We start from the raw sequence: 21,470 nt of genomic DNA, 5'->3' as shown, positions 1-21,470 counted from the left end.
ACTCCTGGTCGTATAATGACTGCATCCGGATTAGTCCAGGATCGGCTTGAAAAGTTGGTACTTCAATATGAAAGTCCTGACTTTATACAGACGGACCCAATCAGTATTCCTCATGAATACCACTTACTGGCAGATATTGAAATAAGTGGGTTATTTGCCGCCATTTTTTCCTGGGGTAATCGCAAAACCATCATCAATAAAAGTCGTGAACTGATGATTATGATGGATCATGCTCCCTATCAATTTATGATGGGCCATACTGCTCATGACCTCAAAAAATTACAATCCTTTAAACATAGGACCTTTCAATATGATGATTTACTGTACTTTATCAGATTTTTAAGACACCATTATCGCCATTATGAGACCTTGGAAACTGCATTTTTAACTCAAGGTCGATTTGAAAGTGTAGAGCAGGCGTTAAACCAATTTTATTCCTATTTTTTTAGTCTGAAGGATTTTATGCCAAGGACTAAAAAGCATGTATCCCATCCGTCGACAGGATCTACCTGTAAGAGGCTTTGTATGTATTTGAGGTGGATGGTCAGATCGCCCAAAAAAGGTGTAGATTTTGGTCTATGGACTCATATCAAGCCTCGGGATCTGATGATTCCTCTGGATGTGCATGTACATAGAGTAGCCCGTAACCTCCATTTATTACAAACCGAATCTAAAAACTGGCATACAGTGAACGAACTGACAGAAATATTGAGAACATTAGATCCAAATGATCCGGTTAAATATGATTTTGCGCTGTTTAACCTGGGAATAAAAAATGATCCGTTATAGACCGTCTTTTTCAATTTTCAGCTCATTAACCAGGTACTTATTGTCTTTAAAATGAAATGTGATATACACTCTAAACTTGCCCTTGTCTGACACCAGATTGCCTATGCCCATAAAGGATTCTTTGCCTTTAGGTACCCCTTCGTGAATAATCTTGAAATTCTTGCCGGAAGATGAACCTACAAAATTTAATACCGATTGTATAGCTTCTATTTTAGATCCTTCGTATGATTGCAGGTCAAGAGAATAGTGAACTTCTGAAGCAAAATTTTGATTGAGAAATGTTTGGTCTTGCTGCGCCAAAGCTTGTAAAACTCCTTTGACTGACTGTGCCGGCAATAGTTGATTTAAGAACAAGAATAAGATATAACCTATGAGTTTCATTTTTGCAATTTTATTCAAAACATATTTATTACGGTGCACAGTTCAAACAAACACTTAATTAATAGTTAAAAGAAACTGACCAGCCTTTCATCATAAACGAGATTATTCAATAAAAGGTTGAAGCCTATGCTATTACAATATAAACTATATCTCTCTATTTTTGAATAGGATCGTGCTCAGACCATGCCTGCCAGGTCTGTAAAGGGCAAAAAACTGCTTAATATTTGTGATTCAAATACTTATAAAAGAATAATTTTGCAAAAAAACACGAATGAAAATTAATAAACTTGCGCTACTGATACTGGATGGCTGGGGAATTGGCCCTGATTACAATGCCGATGCAATCGCGTCGGCAGCCACCCCTTTTTTCGACAATGCCTGGAAAACCTATCCCCATAGTACTTTGACCACGTTTGGCGAAGAAGTAGGTTTACCTGATGGCCAAATGGGCAATTCAGAAGTAGGCCACCTCAATCTAGGCGCCGGTAGAGTCGTCTACCAGGAACTGGCTAGAATCAATAAAGCCATTCGTACCAAAGAACTTGATCTCAATCCTGAACTCCTTCAACTTATTGAGCGCTGTAAAACGAATGGACACCGAATTCACCTCATGGGGCTGGTATCGGATGGAGGTGTACACTCTCACCTGGACCATCTCATCGCCCTTTGCGATATATTACAGAAACACCAGATCAGGAAAATAAGTATTCATGCTTTCATGGATGGCCGGGATACTGATCCTAAAAGCGGCATTGGATTTATTAAAACATTGACAGATCATATTAAGAATAGCGATGCCAGACTAGTATCTATCTGTGGACGGTATTATGCCATGGATAGAGATAAGCGTTGGGAGCGGGTCAAAAAAGCTTATGATCTGCTGGTGCATGGCATAGGAGATACAGCTGATACCGCCGAAGAAGCATTATTAAAAGCATATTCCCAAAATATTACAGATGAATTCATCGAACCTACCCTCCTTGGAGCTCCTGATCCCGACCTGCTCATCAAAGATGGCGATGCAGTTTTATTCTTCAATTTCCGCACCGACAGGCCCAGACAACTCACTGAGGTATTAACTCAGACAGCCTTTCATGAATTCAACATGCATCCACTAAAACTGGATTTCGTCACTATGACAGAGTATGATGCTAGCTTTAAAGGCATTCCTGCATTATTTAAAACCGATAATTTAAATAATACGCTTGGGGAAGTCATTGCTACGCGTGGTTTGACGCAAGTGCGTATGGCTGAAACCGAAAAATATCCACATGTGACCTTCTTTTTCTCCGGCGGCCGGGAAATTCCATTCAAAGGCGAAAGCAGGATAATGATTCCGTCTCCAAAGGTGGCCACCTACGATCTGCAACCTGAGATGTCTGCACCAGAGCTAACTGCCGCTTTACTGGAGCATTGGGAGACCAGTGATCCAGACTTCATTTGTCTAAATTTTGCCAATACCGATATGGTTGGTCATACCGGCGTTTTTGAAGCTGGGATCAAAGCTGCAGAGACAGTAGATGCTTGCGTAGAAAAAATAGTCACCAAAGGTTTGGAAAAAAGTTATCAATTTATCATCCTCGCAGATCATGGCAATGCAGACACCATGATCAATCCCGATGGAAGTCCTAATACCGCACATACCAAAAACCCAGTACCAGTGATTTACATCGGAACACAACCCATTCAATTGCATCATGGAAAATTGGGTGATGTGGCTCCTACTATATTAAAACTCATGGGTGTAGATATCCCTGCAGAAATGACCGGGAATATTCTATTTTAACCTGCCGGCACGCGTTATGTGACCTCCGACCAAGCCCCATACTCAAAAAAAAAGCTGATGACTTAAAGACATCAGCTTTTTTTATATCGATTTTATAAAACTTATTTTTTCATAGCCATCCATTCTTTGATAGAGGCTTCATTCATTTTGATGTAATCATTGTTCTTTGCTTCCTGAGACTTGGTCAAAGATTCTTTAGCCACCGCGATCGCTTCAGTATATTTACCGGCTTTGGCGAGTATCAAGCTATATTGGCGAAGATTAAAGAATTGATTGGATCCCATGCTGACGGCTTTGGCCGCCCAGGTCACCGCTTGATTGATGTCTTTGCCAGCACTGCTGTAATAGTTGGCAGCATTCATATAGTCTCCTGCAGAAGGACCAGCCATAGTACTTTTGATTCCAGCCATTACTCTGGCATCGGTATTTACATCGATATTAAATGATACTACGGTATTTTCCCATGCAAGATATAGATCCGCTCCATTGTCTTTAATATTGGCAAAGTCAATGGTAAAAGATTCCATATTAAATCCCAATTTGGAAGGTTTTGCTGTAAATCGGATAGCTTCATCAGCCACTTTATAGTCATCTCCTCCTGGTACGCCTAAGTTGGCATCGGTATGTAGGATAATGCTCCACTCATTTTCTCCAGGGATCGTAAACAAAGAATATTTACCTTTTTTAATGTCTTTGCCATTGATTTTTACATCATCACTAAAAGTCAGTTTAGTACCTTGATTGGCACCTGTCCTCCAGGGTTGACCAAAAGGTACCAGATCACCATATACTTTGCGGCCTTTTACGCCTGGTCGGCTATATTCGACTGTAATAGTGGACAATCCTACAGACTGCTCTATTTTAGAAGTAGGGCTTGGTTGAGGAGTACGAATCTGGGCATTGAGGCTAAATATACCCAAAGTCATGATTAAACTTAATAGAATAGATCTTTTCATTTCAATAATTTTTAGTTAATAATTTTCACAAAGGTAACACTATCATGTCATTATAAATCATAACCCCTTACTTAAGAAAAGATTAAATATATGTTAACTGATTAAGATTTTATAAGGATACGCTGTCAAAGGATCCTTTGTCCGTAATTTTTTTTATTATTTCTCCATTCAATTGCCGGATCGTGGAGAGTTTTTGTTTAACCAACAGGTGATCACGGTATAAATAGATCAGTCCACAAATCACCAAACTGCCGAGGGCCATCACTACAGGAATATCAGCTGCATGACTCAAAATCGCGATCACAGTAGCGTAAAGGATATAAATAAACATACCCGAGCCGACCAACACTGATGCAAAAAACTCAATTCTTTTCACCTTCGATTTGGCTATTTGGGTAGCTATAGTAAAAGGCAAAAAATTAATTAGTTTTCCGATCATGGCAGGTATGAATATAATGGTAGTGCCGGTAGAGGCAGGGATTTGCAATGGTATCAGGATCTTGTTTTGCAATTCGGTTTTTGCCTTTTCATCCATATCATTGATTCTCAAGCTGATGCTCTTATCCAAGGCGAATCGTTCGCCGCTTCGATCCAATACCGGCCAAAAGCTTTCAGGCGCTATAGATTTGGCGAGCAACCAAAGTTTCTCAGCCAAAGGAAGGTCTTCATCTTTATTGATATGAATCACCAAGGGCTTCATTTTCAGTTCTATCTCCTGCGTAAGCTCTGTGATAGCCTTCTGACTCTCTGTTTTATATTTTTGAAAATAAGATTCTAATTCAATGGGCATACCGACTTCCACAAATACCTCGCTTCTAAAATCATTTGGATGGGTATAATTGACACCCAAAGGCACGATGCACAGATCCATGTCAGGATATATATCCAGTGCTCCAAACGCTATTTTGGCAAGTCCTTTTTGAATGGGTCTTAGCCTTTTCTCCTGGGTGGTATTGCCTTCAGCATATACAACGATGATCTCCTTATCCTTCAATCTTTTATAACAATCACTAAAAGTGTTTTCATTGGCCCTAAGATTTTTAAAGCCATCAGCAAAACGATAGATGGGAGTCAGATGTAATTGGGCCAATAACCAGATCACAAACTTGTTGATAAAAATATCCCCCCGCACTAAAAAATGAAGTGACTTGGGAAAGTGGGTAGCGAGCAGACATGCTTCCAGGAAGGCGCTGGGGTGATTGCTGGCTATCAGGACCGGTCTGTCAACCGGTATCCGGTCCATATTATGCAGATGGATTTTACTGAAAAATATACGGAAGGTTAATCGTACAATAGGCCTGATGATATAATACAGCATGTGGTCGGTAGCGGAAAAGGTTCAAAAATATTACTTTCATACTAATTCTAATGAAATCATCTGTTTCAAAACAGCTTATTGTGATCGGTGGGCCTACGGCAGTAGGCAAATCGGCCATTGCGCTCCGGTTAGCCCAGCATTTTCAATGCGAGATCGTCAATGCCGACAGCAGGCAAGTATACCGGGAACTGCAAATAGGAGTAAACAAACCATCGAAGGAGGATCTGGAACTGGTACCACACCACCTTATCGGTCATATTTCAATTCAGGACGATTACAGTGTAGGACGATATGAACAGGATGCACTAGACATTTTAGACCAACTGTTTCATACAAATGATCTGGCCATCCTGGTAGGGGGTACTGGTTTATATATCAATGCCGTATTGCACGGATTGGACACTTTCCCTGCGATACCTCCGGACATCAAAATCACCGTGCAAGACCTGATGATAAATCAAGGGCTACCCGGTTTGCAATCATTTATACAAATCAATGATCCCGAATATTTTGCTTCTATGGATCAAAACAATACCCGAAGGCTCAGCAGGGCTATGGAAGTAATACTGACTACGGGGAAAAAATTTTCTGATCAAAGACAAGCTTCCATCAAACCTCGTCAATTTGAAGTATTAAAATATTTTGTCGATGATGATCGCACACAAGTTTACCAGAGAATAGACCAACGGGTCGATCTTATGATAAAACAGGGGCTCAAAGAAGAAGCAAGTTCACTATTTCCATTTAAACATCTCAAGAGCCTGGAGACAGTAGGCTATAGAGAATGGTGGCACCATTTTGAGGGTCAATGCGATCAACCCACCGTAATAGCCAAAATAAAACAACACACACGCAACTACGCGAAGCGTCAATGGACCTGGTGGAAACCTCTTCAATGGCCTGTCATAAATACCAATGACCTGGACCAACTGATCGTCGAAATAGAACGCAAACTAAACAACCCCTATCTTTGAGCTTAAGTATGCAGTATTTATTTAAGTTCAAACCGACTCCTGAGCAATTAGACGAAAGGTCACAAAACACCCTAACAGAAAATCTAGGTATCCGGTTTAAAGAAGTAGGTGATGATTTTCTCATCGCTACTATGCCAGTCGATCATCGTACGAAGCAACCGCTCGGTTTATTGCACGGTGGAGCTTCAGCAGCGCTCGCAGAAACGCTGGGAAGTGTGGGCTCTACCCTATTTATCGATACGCCTAATACCTATCCGGTAGGACTGGAACTGAATGCCAATCATCTCAAAGCTGTCACCAGCGGTGTGGTCACCGGCAAAGCAAGTCCGATAAAAATAGGTCGTACTATTCATGTATGGAATATCGAGATCAGGAATGACTCCGGGGAATTAATTTGTATTAGCAGACTTACTGTAATGCTAATCAATAAATAATCTTTATGAGACCCCTGATCATTTATTTTATCTTCTTGCCATTCATCGGCTTGACTCAGAACTACAATATGGAGCTGATGTCACACGTGCGATTTGCAGACGATTGTGCTGATGTTTGGGGTTATGCTGACACCAATGGAAGAGAATATGCATTTGTCGGTAGGGTCACCGGTACCAGTGTGTTTGATGTGACTGACCCAAAAAAACCGGTAGAGTTACAATTCATACCCGGTGTAGTAAATCTTTGGCGTGAAATAAAAACATACAAAAACCGGGCATATGTAGTGGCCGACAAAGGTGCAGATGGCGTTTTGATCATCAATATGAGCCAGGCGCCTGCAAAAATAACCTGGAGCTTTTGGCATCCTACGCTTAAAGTGGATGACAAAACGCTAGGAATTTCTAAAACAGTCTCCTTGGATCGAGCCCATGATTTATTGATAGACGAAAACGGAATTTGTTTTCTGCATGGCAGCAATGTGCATCAAGGATTGGTGATGCTGGATTTGAACAAGAATCCTGATGTCCCCGAATATATAGGCATTTTTAATCCCAATTATTCTCACGGTGGATTTGTGAGGAGAGATACTTTCTGGTCTGCAGATATCATCGCAGGAGAATTTACTGTCTGGGACCTTAAAGACAAAACCAAACCCAAAAAAATCGCCAATCAAAGGACAGGCAATGCTTTTACGCATAGTATAGCCTTATCTGATGACGGTGCCTTTGCTTATACGACCGATGAGCGAGCCAATGCCTATCTGGAAGGATATAAGGTTGATAATCTCTCTAATATCACTTTGACAGACCGGTATCGAAGTCGAACCACTCAGATTCGCAATACGATCCCTCATAATATATTCAACTTTAATAAATTTATTATTGCTGCTTATTACACAGACGGATTTACGGTAGTAGATGCGAGTGACCCTAATCATTTGGTAGAAGTAGGGGCCTATGACACCTATCCCGCAGGCGATGGAGATTTTCATGGATGCTGGGGTGTCTACCCTTATTTGCCATCCGGTAATATACTGGCTTCTGATATTGAGTTTGGATTGTATATCGTAAAACCTACTTATAAGCATGCATCATATCTTCAGGGCCTGGTCAAGGATTCAATTTCCGGGATAGCGATACCGGATGCTTTGATTCAATGGGATATCATCCCTTTTAATGCAGTAAAAAGTCTTAATAATGGAAGTTTTAAAACAGGAGGTGCTTATGAAGGAGCAACCAGCTTGACTATCAGCAAAGCCGGATATGAAGTCAAACACCTCACTTTAAATTTAAATACTGGCCTGATAATCGATACTACTGTCTTATTAAAACCCTTAAAAGCCTTTACCTTAAAAACCCTGGTGATAGATGCTATTTCTAAACAGCCTCTTAAAAACACCAATATACTTTTGATAAGACCCGAAGAAACCATATCCTTCACCACCGGGGACAATGGATCGGCCACGGTGGTAGCACATGAAGGAAAATGGCAATTATATTCCGGGGACTGGGGACATCAATATAAAAAATTAGATGTACTCGATATCGCCGGCACCCAGGATCTCACCATAGAGTTGCTGAAGGGATATGAAGACAATTTTCTATTTAATTATGGCTGGACAGCACAAAGCACGGCTGTGGCCGGAATATGGGGGAGGACAGAACCCCTGGGAACCTATATTGAGGACAAAGCAATTAATCCGGAGTATGACCTGCCTGATGATTATGGTGATCAGTGCATGATCACCGGCAATGGGACTACGGCAGTCACTGCTGGTGATGTAGATGGAGGATATACCAGGTTGATCTCTCCTGCGATCAATCTGACCTCAATCTCAAAGCCCTTTATACATTTTGCCGCATGGACTGCCCGACTAAATATATTTGATACCATACCTGCAGGGGGATCTTTTAAGATATTTATTACTTCAGGCAGTGACACCCTTTTGATAGATACTTTACCTGGAAATCTTTCTGCATGGACATTCTATCATTTTCCAATTGATAAGTCGACACTTAAAAATCAGTCCAATGTCAGCATCATCTTTGAAGCCAGTGAGCCTGTCAATATAGATGCCAGAAATGTAGTAGAATTTGGTATAGATGGGTTTTCTATCACCGATGGCACCACTACGGCTGTACAAACTGCAGCGAACGCCATAAGCTTTAAAGTCTTCCCTACCTTAATGTATGACCGACTGACTATCCAAAGTGAGCCCGATGCTTTAGATCGCAAAATAGAACTCATAGATCAAATGGGTCGAAAAGTATATGAGACCACTTTTTACAAAAATCAAGCTTCGATGACTATTCAAAAGGATCTGATCAGCGGAATTTATTTTGTAAAGATGACGGCGAAGAATGGAGCAAGTGATGTCAAAAAGGTGTTGAAGATGTGATTGAAGGACCGACTCATTCCTCAAAAAAAAGACCTCCCAATTGTGCAATTGAGGAGGTCTTTTTATAAAACTTTGAAGTATGATTCGTATTAGTACCCCGCGTTTTGTACCAGGGTAGGCTGGCCATCTTTTTGGCTATTCAATATCTCATCTTGTGGAAGTGGATAATAATTGTTTTTAGTGGTAAATATCTTACCCGCCATATAACCTCTTTTATTGAAGGTGCGTCCTGAAGGCTCCTTACCTGGAACAGCTTCTTCGGCAGCATATTTGTTTAATAATTTTTCGGCAATACCCCATCTTACTAAATCAAAGAATCGATGACCTTCCATAGCAAACTCCAATCTTTGCTCCATGCGGACTGCATTACGGGCATAGTCTGCTCCTTTTGCTGCAAAAGTACCAGCAGGATAGGGTTCTACTTTGGTGGTAACGGTCGCATCTTGAACAGATCCATTTTTTGCCCGATTGCGAATTTGATTGACAAGACCTTCGGCTAAAGCTAATTTATTAAGTTCTACCTCACACTCAGCCAGCCATAGGATCACATGAGACAATTTAAATAGTCTATAGTTGTTATTTACATTGCGTTTGCTGGTAGAGTGCGTAGTGCTTCCTTCTTCACCAAGGTAATACATCCATTTTTTGCCAGTAAAAGGACCTGCATAAGCTTGATCTCTGATCCAGGTTGATCCAGGCATCGGGCCCCAATCTAAAAAGTTGACACCACGGCGTCCTACAGTCCAATCTAATCGTGGATCTACAGGAATTGATTTGTCCAGGGTAAAAGCGGTCCCGGCACCAATGCCCTGATCATTTGGCAAGTCCACGGTGTTATAAGTATCCTGGGTGCCATCAGGCGCACTTCCAATCAATGGCAAACCATTGACATCTGTCTTAAATGCATTGACCAGGTTGTGAGAAGGTTGATAAAAGCCACAGCAACCCCGGCCAGGTGCCGTAGATGAATAAGGCCAATTAAGATTATCCCCAGCATTGCCGTTGTTGCCATTGGTACCATCATTGACAGAAAACTGAACCTCAAATATAGACTCTGCATTATTATTGCCGGCAGTTCGATAATTGTCATGATAATTGGTCATCAATTTTTTACCTGAGTTATTGATAATATCCTGCAAAATGACTTCTGCTGCAGCCCATTTTTTCTGAAATAACAAGGCTTTTGCCAGGTAGGCTTTAGCCGCCCATTGCGTGGCTCTACCTTTTTGAGATTGAGATACCGGAAGGTTTTTAGCAGCAAAATCAAAATCCGCTTCGATTTTTGGCCAGATATCGGTCGTATTAGGGATTTTAGTAGAATTAGCATCGGTCGAGACATAGATAGTCTCGTCAATATAAGGCACGTTATTCCACATCTTTTTTGCCTCAAAATGATAATGTCCTCTCAGAAATCTTGCTTCTGCGATCACCTGCGTCTTTTCTGCATCGGTCATGTCCTTGACATTTTCATTATTGACCAACTGAATGGTCTCATTACATCTGGCTACACCATCATAAGAGTGCCACCATTTACCTAAAAAGTAGGTGTTGTCGGCAATCCAATTGTATTGTTCAATAAAAGACTGCTCAGGTTGGTCACCCGCATCGGTACCTTTGACAGCATCGTCACTACTAATACCTCCAAACACATAATTAGAAACCGTGGATTGCCGACCGGTATTGCCAGCTCCAACTCCATCAAGCAGAGAATAAGCCCCAATCAGCAATGCATTGACTCCGTTTTTATTGCTCAGTTGTGCCAATGATGCCCGACCCTGTGGGTTGAGATCGAAAAAATCTTCCGAACAGGATACATACATCCCGAGAAAACTTAATAGAATAATATATTTTTTCATTTCAATGATTATTAAAGTGATGAGAATTAAAAAGATAAGCGCGCTCCAATCAGAAATGATTTGGCTACAGGGTATGCACCTTCATCAATCCCCATATGGATATCCTGATTGTCATTGCCCGAAGTTCTGAGGTTGATATCTGGGTCAAGGCCAGTATATTTGGTCAGTGTGAGCAGATTCTGTCCCTGGAGGTAAATCTGTGCGTTGCTGATACCTACTCTACTGGTCAAATGATTTGGAATTGAATAAGTCAATTGCACATTTTTGATCCTCATATAAGATCCATCTTCAATAAAATAACTGGAGATCTGCTGACTGGTGGCATCCCCGGAGTTAAGTCTTGGCAACTTGGCAATATCTCCTGATTTCTTCCAGGAATCATTTAATAATTCAATAGATCTATTACCCTGAAAGGTGTTGAAGTCTGTCCAATAGCGCACGTAATTAAAGATTTCATTGCCCTGGGATCCCTGAGCGAACATAGTTAGATCAAAATTTTTATACCCTAAATTTAGATTCAACCCATAGGTGAAGTCTGGATGTGGATCACCAATGATTGTTCTGTCTGCAGCGGTAATTTTATTGTCTCCATTGATATCCCTAAATTTGAAAGTACCTTCCTTGGTATAGGTGCCAAACTTTGGAGCTGCATCTGCTTCAGCCTGATCTTTGATCACTCCATCTACGATATAACCATAATAACTGGCGATAGGCAAACCTGCTTTCGTGGCAGAAATCGCAGGTAACCTGGTTGCAAAACCAAATACTGTAGCATTAGGATCGTTATTGAGTTTCAGCACTTCGTTTTTATAATGGGCAACATTGACACCAACCTGATATCTAAATTCGCCAATCTGGTCCCTAAAGTTAAGACCAAGATCTACTCCACGATTTCGAATTTCACCGATGTTGGTATAGGGTACCGTACCACTACCTGCAGTACGTGGAGGAGAAATCTGGGTGAGCATATCTGTGGTGATACGATTGTACCAATCAAATACCACTTCCAATTTATTTTTTAATAAAACCGCATCAAATCCAATGTTAGTGGAAGTATTGGTCTCCCATTTACCATTGGAGTTTCCAAATTGGACCAGGTCAAAACCACCTACGATAGTAGAACCTGTACCATTGATATCGTAAGCATTATTGATTGGATCAGGAGCGTACAGCGTATATGCATTGTACACATTGGGTATGAGTTGATTGCCGGTTTTACCCCATCCTGCCCGCACTTTTAATTCATCCACAAACGACACATTTTTCATAAAATCTAATTCTGAGAGCCTCAATCCCACAGAAAAAGCTGGAAAAATCGCCCATCGATTGTTGGCAGAAAAACGCGAAGATCCATCCCTTCTTAAGGTAGCATCCGCTAAAATCAGGTCCTTGTAAGAATAATTTACCTTACCAAATTGAGAGAACAAAGCGCTTCGTGTAGCCCCAGCCCCGGAATTATTCAGACCAGCTGCAGATCCGGCATCCAAATATCTATAATCCAAATCATCAAATGCAAATGAACTTCTACTAGCTAAAAAACCCACTCCATAAGTGGTCACTGCTTCTGTTCCCACCAAAAGATTAAAACTATGTACTCCAAACTTTCGGTTATAATTTAAAGTATTGAACCAGGTCAAAGAATTATCCGTATTGCTCAACACATTTAAACTATTGGCATTTCTTGGCTCTGCAGCTTCAATATCACGGTGGAAATATTCAGACCGGTTATATAGATTATATTCTAAACCCAGGCTAGTACGAGCTTTCAAATTTGGAAGAATGTCTACTTCTGCAAATACATTTCCAAACATGTGATTGCCTTTAGTAATATTGTCTTTTTCACGATACAACCTGGCAAGAGGATTGGGGGCATTACCAAGATTGACTCCACGACTTCCTGCAAATCCATTGTAAGGTGAGGTATTGGTACCACCCAATTCTACAGGACCACCTGTGATATCAAACACCGGGATAATAGGATGTACCCTGATAGCAAACATAATAGGATTGGATTCATTATTATTGGCGATCCCCTGTCTTTCATCATAAGCATAAGTGAAGTTTTCACCGAAAGTCAGTTTACCTCTATTAAACTCCGTATTTGCCCGGATAGAATACCTGTCATATTGAGTATATTTAAGGATTCCATCCTGCTTGAAATAATTCGCCGATATAGAAAATTTTCCCCTGTTGGTACCTCCACTGGCGCCCAATTGGTAGTTTGAGATAGAGGCGGGGTCAAAAATGACATCTTGCCAATTGGTACCTTCCTTATTGGCCTTGGTAATATTAAAAGCAGTCTTACCCAAATTAGGGTCCGCGATATCGTTGGTATAGGTAAAGTTGGACGGCAAAGAACCGTAAACATTAGGATAGATATAATCAGCAATGGTCTGTTCGCCACTCGGACCAAATTTGTATTGTGCAGAAGGAGAATTGACGGAAGGATTTTTACCAGCTCCTATATCTGCCAGATACAAATATTGACCTAGCTGTTGAGTATTCAATAAATCGAGTTGGCGGCCAGGCTTTTGTGTTCCTGTATAGTAGTCGAAAGTGATGCTCGGTTCGCCAACTTTTCCCTTTTTAGTGGTAATGATCACCACCCCATTGGTAGCTCTCGCACCATAGATGGACGCAGCGGAAGCATCCTTTAATATCTGCATGGATTCTATATCATTGGGATTCAACTGATTGAGTGTACCTTGAGTCGGTACTCCATCAATGACAAACAGTGGGCTATTGTTATTGATAGAACCGAATCCTCGGATCCGCACCATCGTACCTCCTCCCGGAGAATTGTCATTTCCGATATTGACTCCGGCTGCCCGACCCTGTAACATTTGGGTGACACTCGCTGTCGGCACTGCTGTAAGTTCTTTGGCGCTGACTACCGTGACGGCTCCGGTAATGTCTTTTTTTCGTTGTGAGGCGTAGCCTGTGACCACTATTTCTTCCAATGTGCTGACATCGACGGGGAGCGTAACCTCGAACCGTGTTTACAGAGGCAATATCTACCTCTCTGGTCAGAAAGCCCACAGAAGAGACCACCAAAGTGCTTGCATCATTAGGTACAGATAGCGTGAAGTTACCGTCAAAATCTGTACTGGTTCCGTTAGTAGTGCCTTTGACTACCACTGTAGCTCCGATCAATCCTGACTTGTCGTCTCCGGCCAATATTTTACCAGAGATGGTACGTTGGGCAAAAAGCCCTGTAGTAAAAATCAACAGGGCAAAAAAGATCTGCCCGGCTTTTTTAAAATAAGGTTTAGTATTCATGCAAAATGATTTTTTGTAATGTTAAATATACGTTAATTTGTTATATATTATTCTACACATTGGCCTATTTAAAAATTTTTAATTTTTTAAGACCTACTAAGAAAAATTAGACACGAAAATGGCCATTTAGGTGATTGTGTATCAAATAGTTACCCTCTACGATTTGTCATTTTACAGAAGTAGTATTTTTTAAAATAATATATTGATAATATCGAAATATATATTTTAAATCCAATACACAAATTTTTGCCAAATTTGTAATCAAATAACACAAATACAATTTTTTATACTTTATTAGTAAATATATACAACGTTATAGTGCATTATTTTAAAGATTTAGCAAAATTAAACACCAAAATCTATTGCCGTAATAGTAAAATCAATATTATATACTGTAGAGCAATTGTCAACATTGGTTTGGCTATTGCCGCCAAATAGAACGAAGTGGATGAATCCTCCCTTTCACCAATGCTATTGAATCCCCAAATATTTCAATATTGGAATAGGGTATTGAAGGAAACATGATGTCCGTCATGACAGTGCGCCCATCATCAGCAAATAACTCAATGGAAGACTTGTCCAAAAAGATTTTCATCTGTATGGTGTCAGTTTGATAATTGCATGTGGCCAGATGTACCCCGACAAAATCTTTGCTGAAATCGCTTGCTCCTGAAGAAGATCTGTCGATAAAATACTGGTTAGAGGTGATATTGTATCCTACAGTGATTGATTCATCAAGGCTATTTGCAATCCTTATTTTTATTACCCCTGTCGTAGGTTTCTTGAATTGAAGATCCAATACACATTGGTTACAGATAGTATCCTGGGACACCAGGAGTTTATCCTTAATAATTGCAGGACTTAATATTATTGGTTTTTCATATAGTTGCTCTATTTCAGCTACAGGCATTGATCTCAGGGAAAATTCAGTCCCGTCGAAGTGTAGGCTTAATGATCTGGGCAGGGTCGTGGCACTCCTCCATTTTTCAGTCGGTACTTTTTGGGCATATTGCCAGTTACTCATCCAACCAATCCCTAAGGTCCGATCATCGGGTACATTATTCCAGGTGACAAAAGCATAATTGTCTTTGCCATAATCCAACCAATATTGTTTAGCAGTGTCGCCTTTGAAAACCGCTCCATCAAAATCACCTACAAAATAACTGGTGGCAGTACCTCCATTAGGTGCGTCTTTTTGAATAGAGGTAATTAATATCCATTTTATATCGCCTGTCTCCTCTACTTTGATTGGAAACAAATCCGGACACTCCCACAACCTGGTATCTCCCGGGATACCAAACTCTCCGGATTTACGCCAGTCCTTGAGATTTTTAGAGGTGTAAAAGAGCGCTTTGTCATAGGCCGCAAAGACCATGACCCATTGATGATGAGTGTCGTCCCAGCGGACCTTAGGGTCTCTGAAGTCTTTGATCCCGGGATTTTTAATCACCGGATTACCATCAAACTTTGTAAAGGTCCTGCCTCTGTCGGTAGAGTAAGCTATAGATTGATTCTGAAATATTTTGCTACCAGCTTTTTCTAAGTCCATATTATGATGAGTGAAAATTGCCACCATAGCATCTTTGCCAAAACCGGCCGTATTGTCTTGGTCGATCACCGCAGAACCCGAAAATATGAGCCCTAAAGAATCCGGGTATAAGGCAATGGGCAAATGGCTCCAGTGTATCATGTCTCTACTCACCGCATGCCCCCAATGCATCGGGCCCCATACGATATCCTCCGGATAATATTGGTAGAATAAATGGTATTCTCCATCATAATAAACTAAGCCATTAGGATCATTCATCCAATGAGCCTCAGGGCTGAAGTGAAATTGTGGTCTGTGGGGCTCGTTATAGATATGTGGTCGTTCTATAATTGACTGTTGTTCTTTACATGACACTAACAGACAAATATTCACTATTAACAAAAGGTATTTTATCATGAATTGAGTTTTAAAATATGGAGATTATATGGTTCACATCTTTCATTTTTCACTTACTGAATACCTCTATCCTTAGATCCTTGCGGCCATCGACCTCAATAATATAATCACCAGTATCACCTGGTCTTTGTTTTGAAAACACTTTCTGATGGTCTATACTTGGTGAAAGGTCTCTTTTGCGAAGGTATTCACCCCAAGCTTGTCTATCGGCATCTGAGAGGGTTTTGTCTCTTTCTTTTGCCATCATCCTGATCATAAAAGGATCCCTGGAATTGCTGGTCCATCGGGTAGCTTCCTGGCGTAGCTCTACTTTGTATCTTCCTTTGACAGGACCTTGATATTTGATCACCTTGAATCTGCCTAACTCATCGGTTCCGGTATTGGTCATATAAATGATCACGGGAGGATCATTTTTGTTTTCAACCGGGGTCAGAACGATCATACCTCTGAGCAAAGGCTGGCCATCCAATCTGACCACCCCATTTATTTCCGTCCTTGCTTTTTCAGTGAGCCATCCTCCGGCCAGCATCCAATTATGTAATAAATGTGTCCACTCACCTAATATGGGGTCTCCGATAGCAAATCCGGTACCATGGACTCCATTCCTGAAAAAATGTGTCTCGACCGGTACTTTGTTTTTTACAAAGTCTGCAAACAAAACTGACATGCCTTGAATACTGCCTCCGTCTTCGACGGTGCCAAACATAAAAGTAGGCGGAATGCCGGCTATCGCCTTTGAGTCCAAATTCGGTGGAAATGCCATAGCTCCATAAGCCAGAATATCAAAATCGGGCCTAGATCTTTGATGATCCAGTGGATCCTGACTAGTCATATCTACCGTCGCAGGGTGAAAGCCCAGGTCGGCGACTAAATTTGCTCCAGCTGAAAATCCGACAGCCCCTACTCTATCCGTAGATATATGATACTCAGACGCATGTGCCCTTATATATTGCATCCCTCGCTGACTATCCAGCAACCAATCCTTTCTCTCATATAAGGGTCGCAGCCGATATCTCAGCAAAAATGCCGTGATACCCTTCGACTTCAGCCACTGTGCTACTAATACTCCCTCATGATCAACCGCGCGAATAGTAAATCCTCCCCCAGGAATCACTAACACCGCTGCTCCATTTCGGACATTGGCCTCAGGAATGAAGGGGATCAAAGCCGGTTTGTCTTCGTCAGAGTCGCCCGTGGCGTCCGGAGCACCGGATGGCCAGAGCAATATTGGATTGGCCAAGGCTTGAGCACATAAATTGGTGGAATAGAAAACCATCATTACAATGGTGAGGAAGAATACACTTGATTTCATAATGGTAGACTGATAGTATTAAATGGATTATAGAAGAGGGATGAAGATAAATATAAGGTATTAGAGTGTTGGGAGGTTTTTTGTTTGAGAAAACAATTTAATAAGCCCAAATTTGTCAATCAGTTTGACCATTTTTCTGTTTGGCGCGTATATTTCACAAATATTTCAAAAAACTGATTATTTTTGCACCCGCTTGAAAGAGCATATGGCCCGTTCGTATAGAGGCCTAGGACGCCTCCCTTTCACGGAGGAAACACGGGTTCGAATCCCGTACGGGCTACCTAGGGTACTCAATGTCATAATTAAAACCCTGTAAATCAAAAGTTTACGGGGTTTTTTAATAAATGGAGCAACAAAGAGGTAACAGAAAGTTGGAAACAGAATAAAATAACCTCTCGATTCCAAAACCGCGTTTCAGGCTTCAAAATGCTTTTATTGCTGCTTACAAAAGTGAGATTATTGAAACTTTGATCCTTTGGGTCTCTAAAGTTACAATTAGTGGGTATTTTTATACCCAAACCGTCAAAGTAAAACCGTGAATTTGAATACTATTTACATTAAAAATTAAATCATATCTGCCTCGTTTTTGTGTCGAATTAGCGGATGATTTAAAAAATTAATTAGAATTTAAGTTATAACTTAAAACAGAATGCCTACCTTTGCCGTTAAGAAACTGGATGAATTTGAATGTAACCTTAATATTTTCGCTTTAGTAAGAGATGGGATTTGTTTTTATGATGACGCTGTTAATGAATTAATGAAAGATGGTAACCTCCGGAAAGAACTTAAAAGAGTATACGCATTAATCCAGTTTGTCGGAAATCATGGAACCAGACATAAGAATATTCACCAATTAAAAGACATTCCAAATTTCACTACTTGGGAATTAAAGACCAATCACCTGAGATTCTATTTCTTGTACGGACAAGGAATGATGATAATATCTGGCGGCAAAAAGTTGACCAAAAGGCTGATATCTCACAACTTAAATCTATTCTCAAACAATTACCAAATAATTTCAACGATGTTCACCAAGGAAGAATTGCTGGAGGATCCTGAATACCTTTTAGCAAGGTATCAAAATGAAATTTATTATCAATTAGACACCTTCATGTCTAAAAATAATTTCACTCAAAGTGAAATTGCCTCAAAATTAGGGGTTAGCAGTTCCTATGTCAGCCAAGTTTTAAATGGAAATTTCAATTTCACTTTAAAAAAGTTAATTGAAATTGGATTAATGATGGACAAAGTTCCTTCCATTGAATTTCTTGATCCCATTGAATTTTGGACTAATCAATCCAAATCTTGGATAAATTCCTTTTCCGCAAAAATGGACATCGTACCAACAACTATTGTTAGTGCAAATTCTGAAGGCTATAAATCAATGCCAGTAAGTGGCAAATTAATTCAATTTACTTCAACAACCCCTCAGGATGCTGAATATGTAGAATACGAAATTGTTAAATTGGCCATATGACACGTACGACACCATCAGTTAGTCCCATCAATCCAGAACCCAAGAAAGTAAGTTTCACTTTCAATTTGATGGATGTTGAAGTAGAACGTATGGAGTTTTCAAAAAGGGTTCAAGAGCTTACTAATTCTCTTGCGAGAGAAGATTATGAATTTCAGTTTGATGTTAATATGAATTTGGTTCCAAACGATAAAAATGTGATAATATCATTGATAATAACACTTTTTGAAAAACAAGGAAAAATCGTGAAAATTGAATTAGCAAAATTGGCTACAAAAAACACTGTTAAGGTTCTAAATTTCGATGAGGTCATCACACATTCGGGAGATCGACTAACTTACCCTGAACAATTGTTTCCTACCCTGATCGGACTTAGCATTTCAACTGCACGTGGGATATTTTTGGTTTATACTGCGGATAAGATAATTAGTAATGCATTGATTCCAATTATAGATCCTAGAATATTTACCAAGGATCAAACCGCTGAAATTATAAAAAAATAAAGAGGTTACGGTTTCAATAATCACACCGTCCTAATTAACGCTATCACCCTCCACACCTCATGTTAGATCCAAGGAGTTGAATTTGAGCATGTAAACAATTCACACAATCCTGTCTAAAATACATAATAATATTCGAATTTTTGAAGGTGAATATTATCAGATAGAATGTGCCTCAACAATCCGGTAAGAGGAAGTAAATATTGCAGTATACATGATCCTGCGAGACTCAATTGTAAGAGTCTTAATAGTATAGGAATGCACTATCAGAAAAGCCCAATCGAAGGGCCGGCTTTTTGGCAAAATTCCAGAGCGCCACTTCCTGCAGGATGGCTTCTTGTTCTATTTGAATTTCGCCATTAGGTTTTGGGCCTACATTCATCAAAAAATTTCCGCCTTTGGAGCGTATCTCGATCAACATATCGATGACTTGCGTCCCTGTTTTATGTGGATCATTGGTGGGTTTGTATCCCCAGTCGGTTTCCATGGTATAACAAGCCTCCCAGAGACGGGGCAAGGGTTCATTGGGTGTGTTTTGCTCAGGCGTTTTCATCAGATCGCGGGTGATGACCACCTCAGTGTAGATTCCGGACCATTGTGACCCCACCATTCCGTTTCAAGCTGACCCCCTAATTCCGGGCATGCTGACCCCCTAATAGTTTGAGAAAGTTGATTGATTTTAACCTGTCCTTTACCTGAAAAACAGGTATGGCAGCAAAATCAATAAAGATGGAACAGTTAAAACAGATACTTCGACTACATCATCAAGGGTATGCAATTAAACGGATAGCAAGAGATCTGGGTATATCTAAGACAACGATCAAAAATATCTCAGAAGTGAGCATATGGACAAAGATCATAATATGGATGGCTCGATTAAAAAGTTCAAGCCTGAGGCTTTGCAGGACGATACTACAGGGTATCTCGGTAATCGATACGGCAAGCTAATTGTTTATTTTAGAGAGGTTGAAAAGAGCTCGAAAAATGTAGGTATTACTCGTCAACAATATCGACCGTCCTTAGAGGGGGTCAGCTTCGCCGGAATAGGGGGTCAGCTTCACCGGAATTTACACTAAAGTTTAATTCAGGACTTATCTTTAGATCTACTCACAGAGCATCAAGGATTTTGGCCTCTGAAGCAGCCAGGTCGATGGTGTTCGCCATTTTAAGATTAGCTTTTATAAAATATCAACTTTATGTAACCCTAAAAAAAACATTTAACCAGAAATTTGCGTAACCGATGGGTTGCGCATATATTTGCAACCAATTAGTTTCGCAAATAAAAAATATAGATACATGCGTAAATTAAAACTTCAAGTACAGATGACCATGGATGGTTTTATTAGCGGACCAAATGGCGAAATGGACTGGATGTGTTTTCCCTGGACAGGAGACATTATCAATTATGTAAGAGAAATTACTGAACCGGTTGACACCATAATTTTAGGCAGAAAGCTTGCAGAAGGTTTTATCCCGCATTGGGAAAATGTAGTTCAAAAGCCGGATGATCCAGAATATGAAGGTGGTCTGAAATATACCTCAACACCCAAAATTGTGTTTTCTAAAACAATCGAAAAATCCATTTGGAACAATACAGAAATTGCAAATGGCGAATTGGTTGAAGAAATCATAGCCTTAAAAAACAAAGAAGGCAAAGATATTATAGCGTACGGTGGAGGCACTTTTGTTTCTTCATTGATAAAAAACAATTTAATAGACGAATTGCATTTGTTTATCAACCCAGCTGCGATTGGCAACGGAATGCCCATTTTTAAAGAACTGAATGCCATGCAAAAATTTATCACATTGGGTGTTAACCATTTTGATTGTGGCATCATTGTGATGACATTCAAACCAATCTAAGAGATTTGATATCTGTCTTGATCACTTCATGAAAATTTAGGAAAGTCGATTGATAGTGTTGCATATGGCACTAACTAAACTTAAATCGGTTAAAAAACAGTATAGATTGATTTATCTTATGACTGTATTATTGCAAGGTTGAACATTTTAATTGATCCCATACAAGTTTAATAAAAAAGAAAAAGAAGAGAACATAAAATCAAC

At 40.2% G+C, this 21,470-nt stretch carries 16 protein-coding genes, 1 tRNA gene and 1 pseudogene; 10 read left to right on the top strand and 8 right to left on the bottom strand.

The annotated features are described in order from the left end of the window. Positions 1 to 15: 15 nt before the first annotated feature. Positions 16 to 789, top strand: a complete 774-nt coding sequence (locus IPJ09_01760) for a TIGR02757 family protein (GenBank protein ID MBK7370171.1) — start codon at positions 16 to 18, stop codon at positions 787 to 789. On the opposite strand, the gene IPJ09_01755 is transcribed toward IPJ09_01760, so the two are convergent. Then, the gene (locus IPJ09_01755) at positions 784 to 1,170 is read right to left on the bottom strand and encodes a DUF4783 domain-containing protein (protein MBK7370170.1); all 387 of its coding nucleotides are present in this window, start codon (positions 1,168 to 1,170) and stop codon (positions 784 to 786) included. The two genes, IPJ09_01760 and IPJ09_01755, sit on opposite strands and share 6 nt — an antisense overlap. Positions 1,171 to 1,441: 271 nt before the next feature. Here IPJ09_01755 and IPJ09_01750 point away from each other — a divergent pair, with 271 nt between their 5' ends. Continuing rightward, the gene (locus IPJ09_01750) at positions 1,442 to 2,956 is read left to right on the top strand and encodes a 2,3-bisphosphoglycerate-independent phosphoglycerate mutase (protein MBK7370169.1); all 1,515 of its coding nucleotides are present in this window, start codon (positions 1,442 to 1,444) and stop codon (positions 2,954 to 2,956) included. A gap of 101 nt (positions 2,957 to 3,057) precedes the next feature. Here the strand turns inward: IPJ09_01750 and IPJ09_01745 are convergent, their stop codons facing one another. Continuing rightward, entirely contained in the window at positions 3,058 to 3,912 is an 855-nt protein-coding gene (locus tag IPJ09_01745) for a DUF2911 domain-containing protein (GenBank protein ID MBK7370168.1), read from the bottom strand. Between the two features lie 109 nt (positions 3,913 to 4,021). Continuing rightward, positions 4,022 to 5,155, bottom strand: a complete 1,134-nt coding sequence (locus IPJ09_01740; protein ID MBK7370167.1) for a 1-acyl-sn-glycerol-3-phosphate acyltransferase — start codon at positions 5,153 to 5,155, stop codon at positions 4,022 to 4,024. A 125-nt stretch (positions 5,156 to 5,280) separates the two neighbouring features. On the opposite strand from IPJ09_01740, the gene miaA reads away from it, so the two are divergent. The 3 genes from miaA to IPJ09_01725 are packed head-to-tail and all read left to right on the top strand — an operon-like array spanning position 5,281 to position 9,037. Next, the gene (gene miaA, locus IPJ09_01735; GenBank protein ID MBK7370166.1) at positions 5,281 to 6,204 is read left to right on the top strand and encodes a tRNA (adenosine(37)-N6)-dimethylallyltransferase MiaA; all 924 of its coding nucleotides are present in this window, start codon (positions 5,281 to 5,283) and stop codon (positions 6,202 to 6,204) included. Between the two features lie 8 nt (positions 6,205 to 6,212). After that, positions 6,213 to 6,638, top strand: coding sequence for a hotdog fold thioesterase (locus tag IPJ09_01730; protein MBK7370165.1), 426 nt, complete (start codon positions 6,213 to 6,215; stop codon positions 6,636 to 6,638). A gap of 5 nt (positions 6,639 to 6,643) precedes the next feature. Next, entirely contained in the window at positions 6,644 to 9,037 is a 2,394-nt protein-coding gene (locus IPJ09_01725) for a choice-of-anchor B family protein (GenBank protein ID MBK7370164.1), read from the top strand. A gap of 89 nt (positions 9,038 to 9,126) precedes the next feature. On the opposite strand, the gene IPJ09_01720 is transcribed toward IPJ09_01725, so the two are convergent. From IPJ09_01720 to IPJ09_01705, 4 genes and pseudogenes are all read right to left on the bottom strand, one after another. Next, positions 9,127 to 10,893, bottom strand: coding sequence for a RagB/SusD family nutrient uptake outer membrane protein (locus IPJ09_01720; protein ID MBK7370163.1), 1,767 nt, complete (start codon positions 10,891 to 10,893; stop codon positions 9,127 to 9,129). A gap of 26 nt (positions 10,894 to 10,919) precedes the next feature. After that, positions 10,920 to 14,172, bottom strand: a pseudogene (locus IPJ09_01715) (TonB-dependent receptor). A gap of 421 nt (positions 14,173 to 14,593) precedes the next feature. Continuing rightward, complete coding sequence (locus IPJ09_01710; GenBank protein ID MBK7370162.1) at positions 14,594 to 16,117, bottom strand: glycoside hydrolase family 32 protein; 1,524 nt, start codon at positions 16,115 to 16,117, stop codon at positions 14,594 to 14,596. A 49-nt stretch (positions 16,118 to 16,166) separates the two neighbouring features. Continuing rightward, positions 16,167 to 17,429 (bottom strand): alpha/beta hydrolase, encoded by a 1,263-nt coding sequence (locus IPJ09_01705; GenBank protein MBK7370161.1) that lies wholly within the window; start codon positions 17,427 to 17,429, stop codon positions 16,167 to 16,169. A gap of 207 nt (positions 17,430 to 17,636) precedes the next feature. Between IPJ09_01705 and IPJ09_01700 the strand changes: the two genes are divergently transcribed. The 3 genes from IPJ09_01700 to IPJ09_01690 all read left to right on the top strand — a co-directional run bounded on the left by IPJ09_01700 (position 17,637) and on the right by IPJ09_01690 (position 19,406). Next, a tRNA-Glu gene (locus IPJ09_01700) sits at positions 17,637 to 17,709 on the top strand. 369 nt (positions 17,710 to 18,078) lie between these two features. After that, positions 18,079 to 18,906 (top strand): helix-turn-helix transcriptional regulator, encoded by an 828-nt coding sequence (locus IPJ09_01695; protein MBK7370160.1) that lies wholly within the window; start codon positions 18,079 to 18,081, stop codon positions 18,904 to 18,906. Further along, positions 18,903 to 19,406, top strand: a complete 504-nt coding sequence (locus IPJ09_01690) for a hypothetical protein (protein MBK7370159.1) — start codon at positions 18,903 to 18,905, stop codon at positions 19,404 to 19,406. Before IPJ09_01695 ends, IPJ09_01690 begins: the two co-directional genes overlap by 4 nt. 241 nt (positions 19,407 to 19,647) lie before the next feature. Here the strand turns inward: IPJ09_01690 and IPJ09_01685 are convergent, their stop codons facing one another. Next, complete coding sequence (locus tag IPJ09_01685; GenBank protein MBK7370158.1) at positions 19,648 to 20,013, bottom strand: alpha-L-fucosidase; 366 nt, start codon at positions 20,011 to 20,013, stop codon at positions 19,648 to 19,650. Between the two features lie 119 nt (positions 20,014 to 20,132). Between IPJ09_01685 and IPJ09_01680 the strand changes: the two genes are divergently transcribed. Together IPJ09_01680 and IPJ09_01675 are read left to right on the top strand one after the other, a co-directional pair. Then, positions 20,133 to 20,351, top strand: a complete 219-nt coding sequence (locus IPJ09_01680; protein MBK7370157.1) for a helix-turn-helix domain-containing protein — start codon at positions 20,133 to 20,135, stop codon at positions 20,349 to 20,351. 348 nt (positions 20,352 to 20,699) lie between these two features. Next, the gene (locus IPJ09_01675) at positions 20,700 to 21,266 is read left to right on the top strand and encodes a dihydrofolate reductase family protein (protein ID MBK7370156.1); all 567 of its coding nucleotides are present in this window, start codon (positions 20,700 to 20,702) and stop codon (positions 21,264 to 21,266) included. Positions 21,267 to 21,470 lie beyond the last annotated feature (204 nt).

Source organism: Saprospiraceae bacterium (assembly GCA_016709995.1).
Lineage (GTDB): Bacteria > Bacteroidota > Bacteroidia > Chitinophagales > Saprospiraceae > JADJLQ01.
The sequence above is the reverse complement of the archived record's forward strand: the minus strand, read 5'-3'. Positions and strand labels throughout refer to the sequence as shown.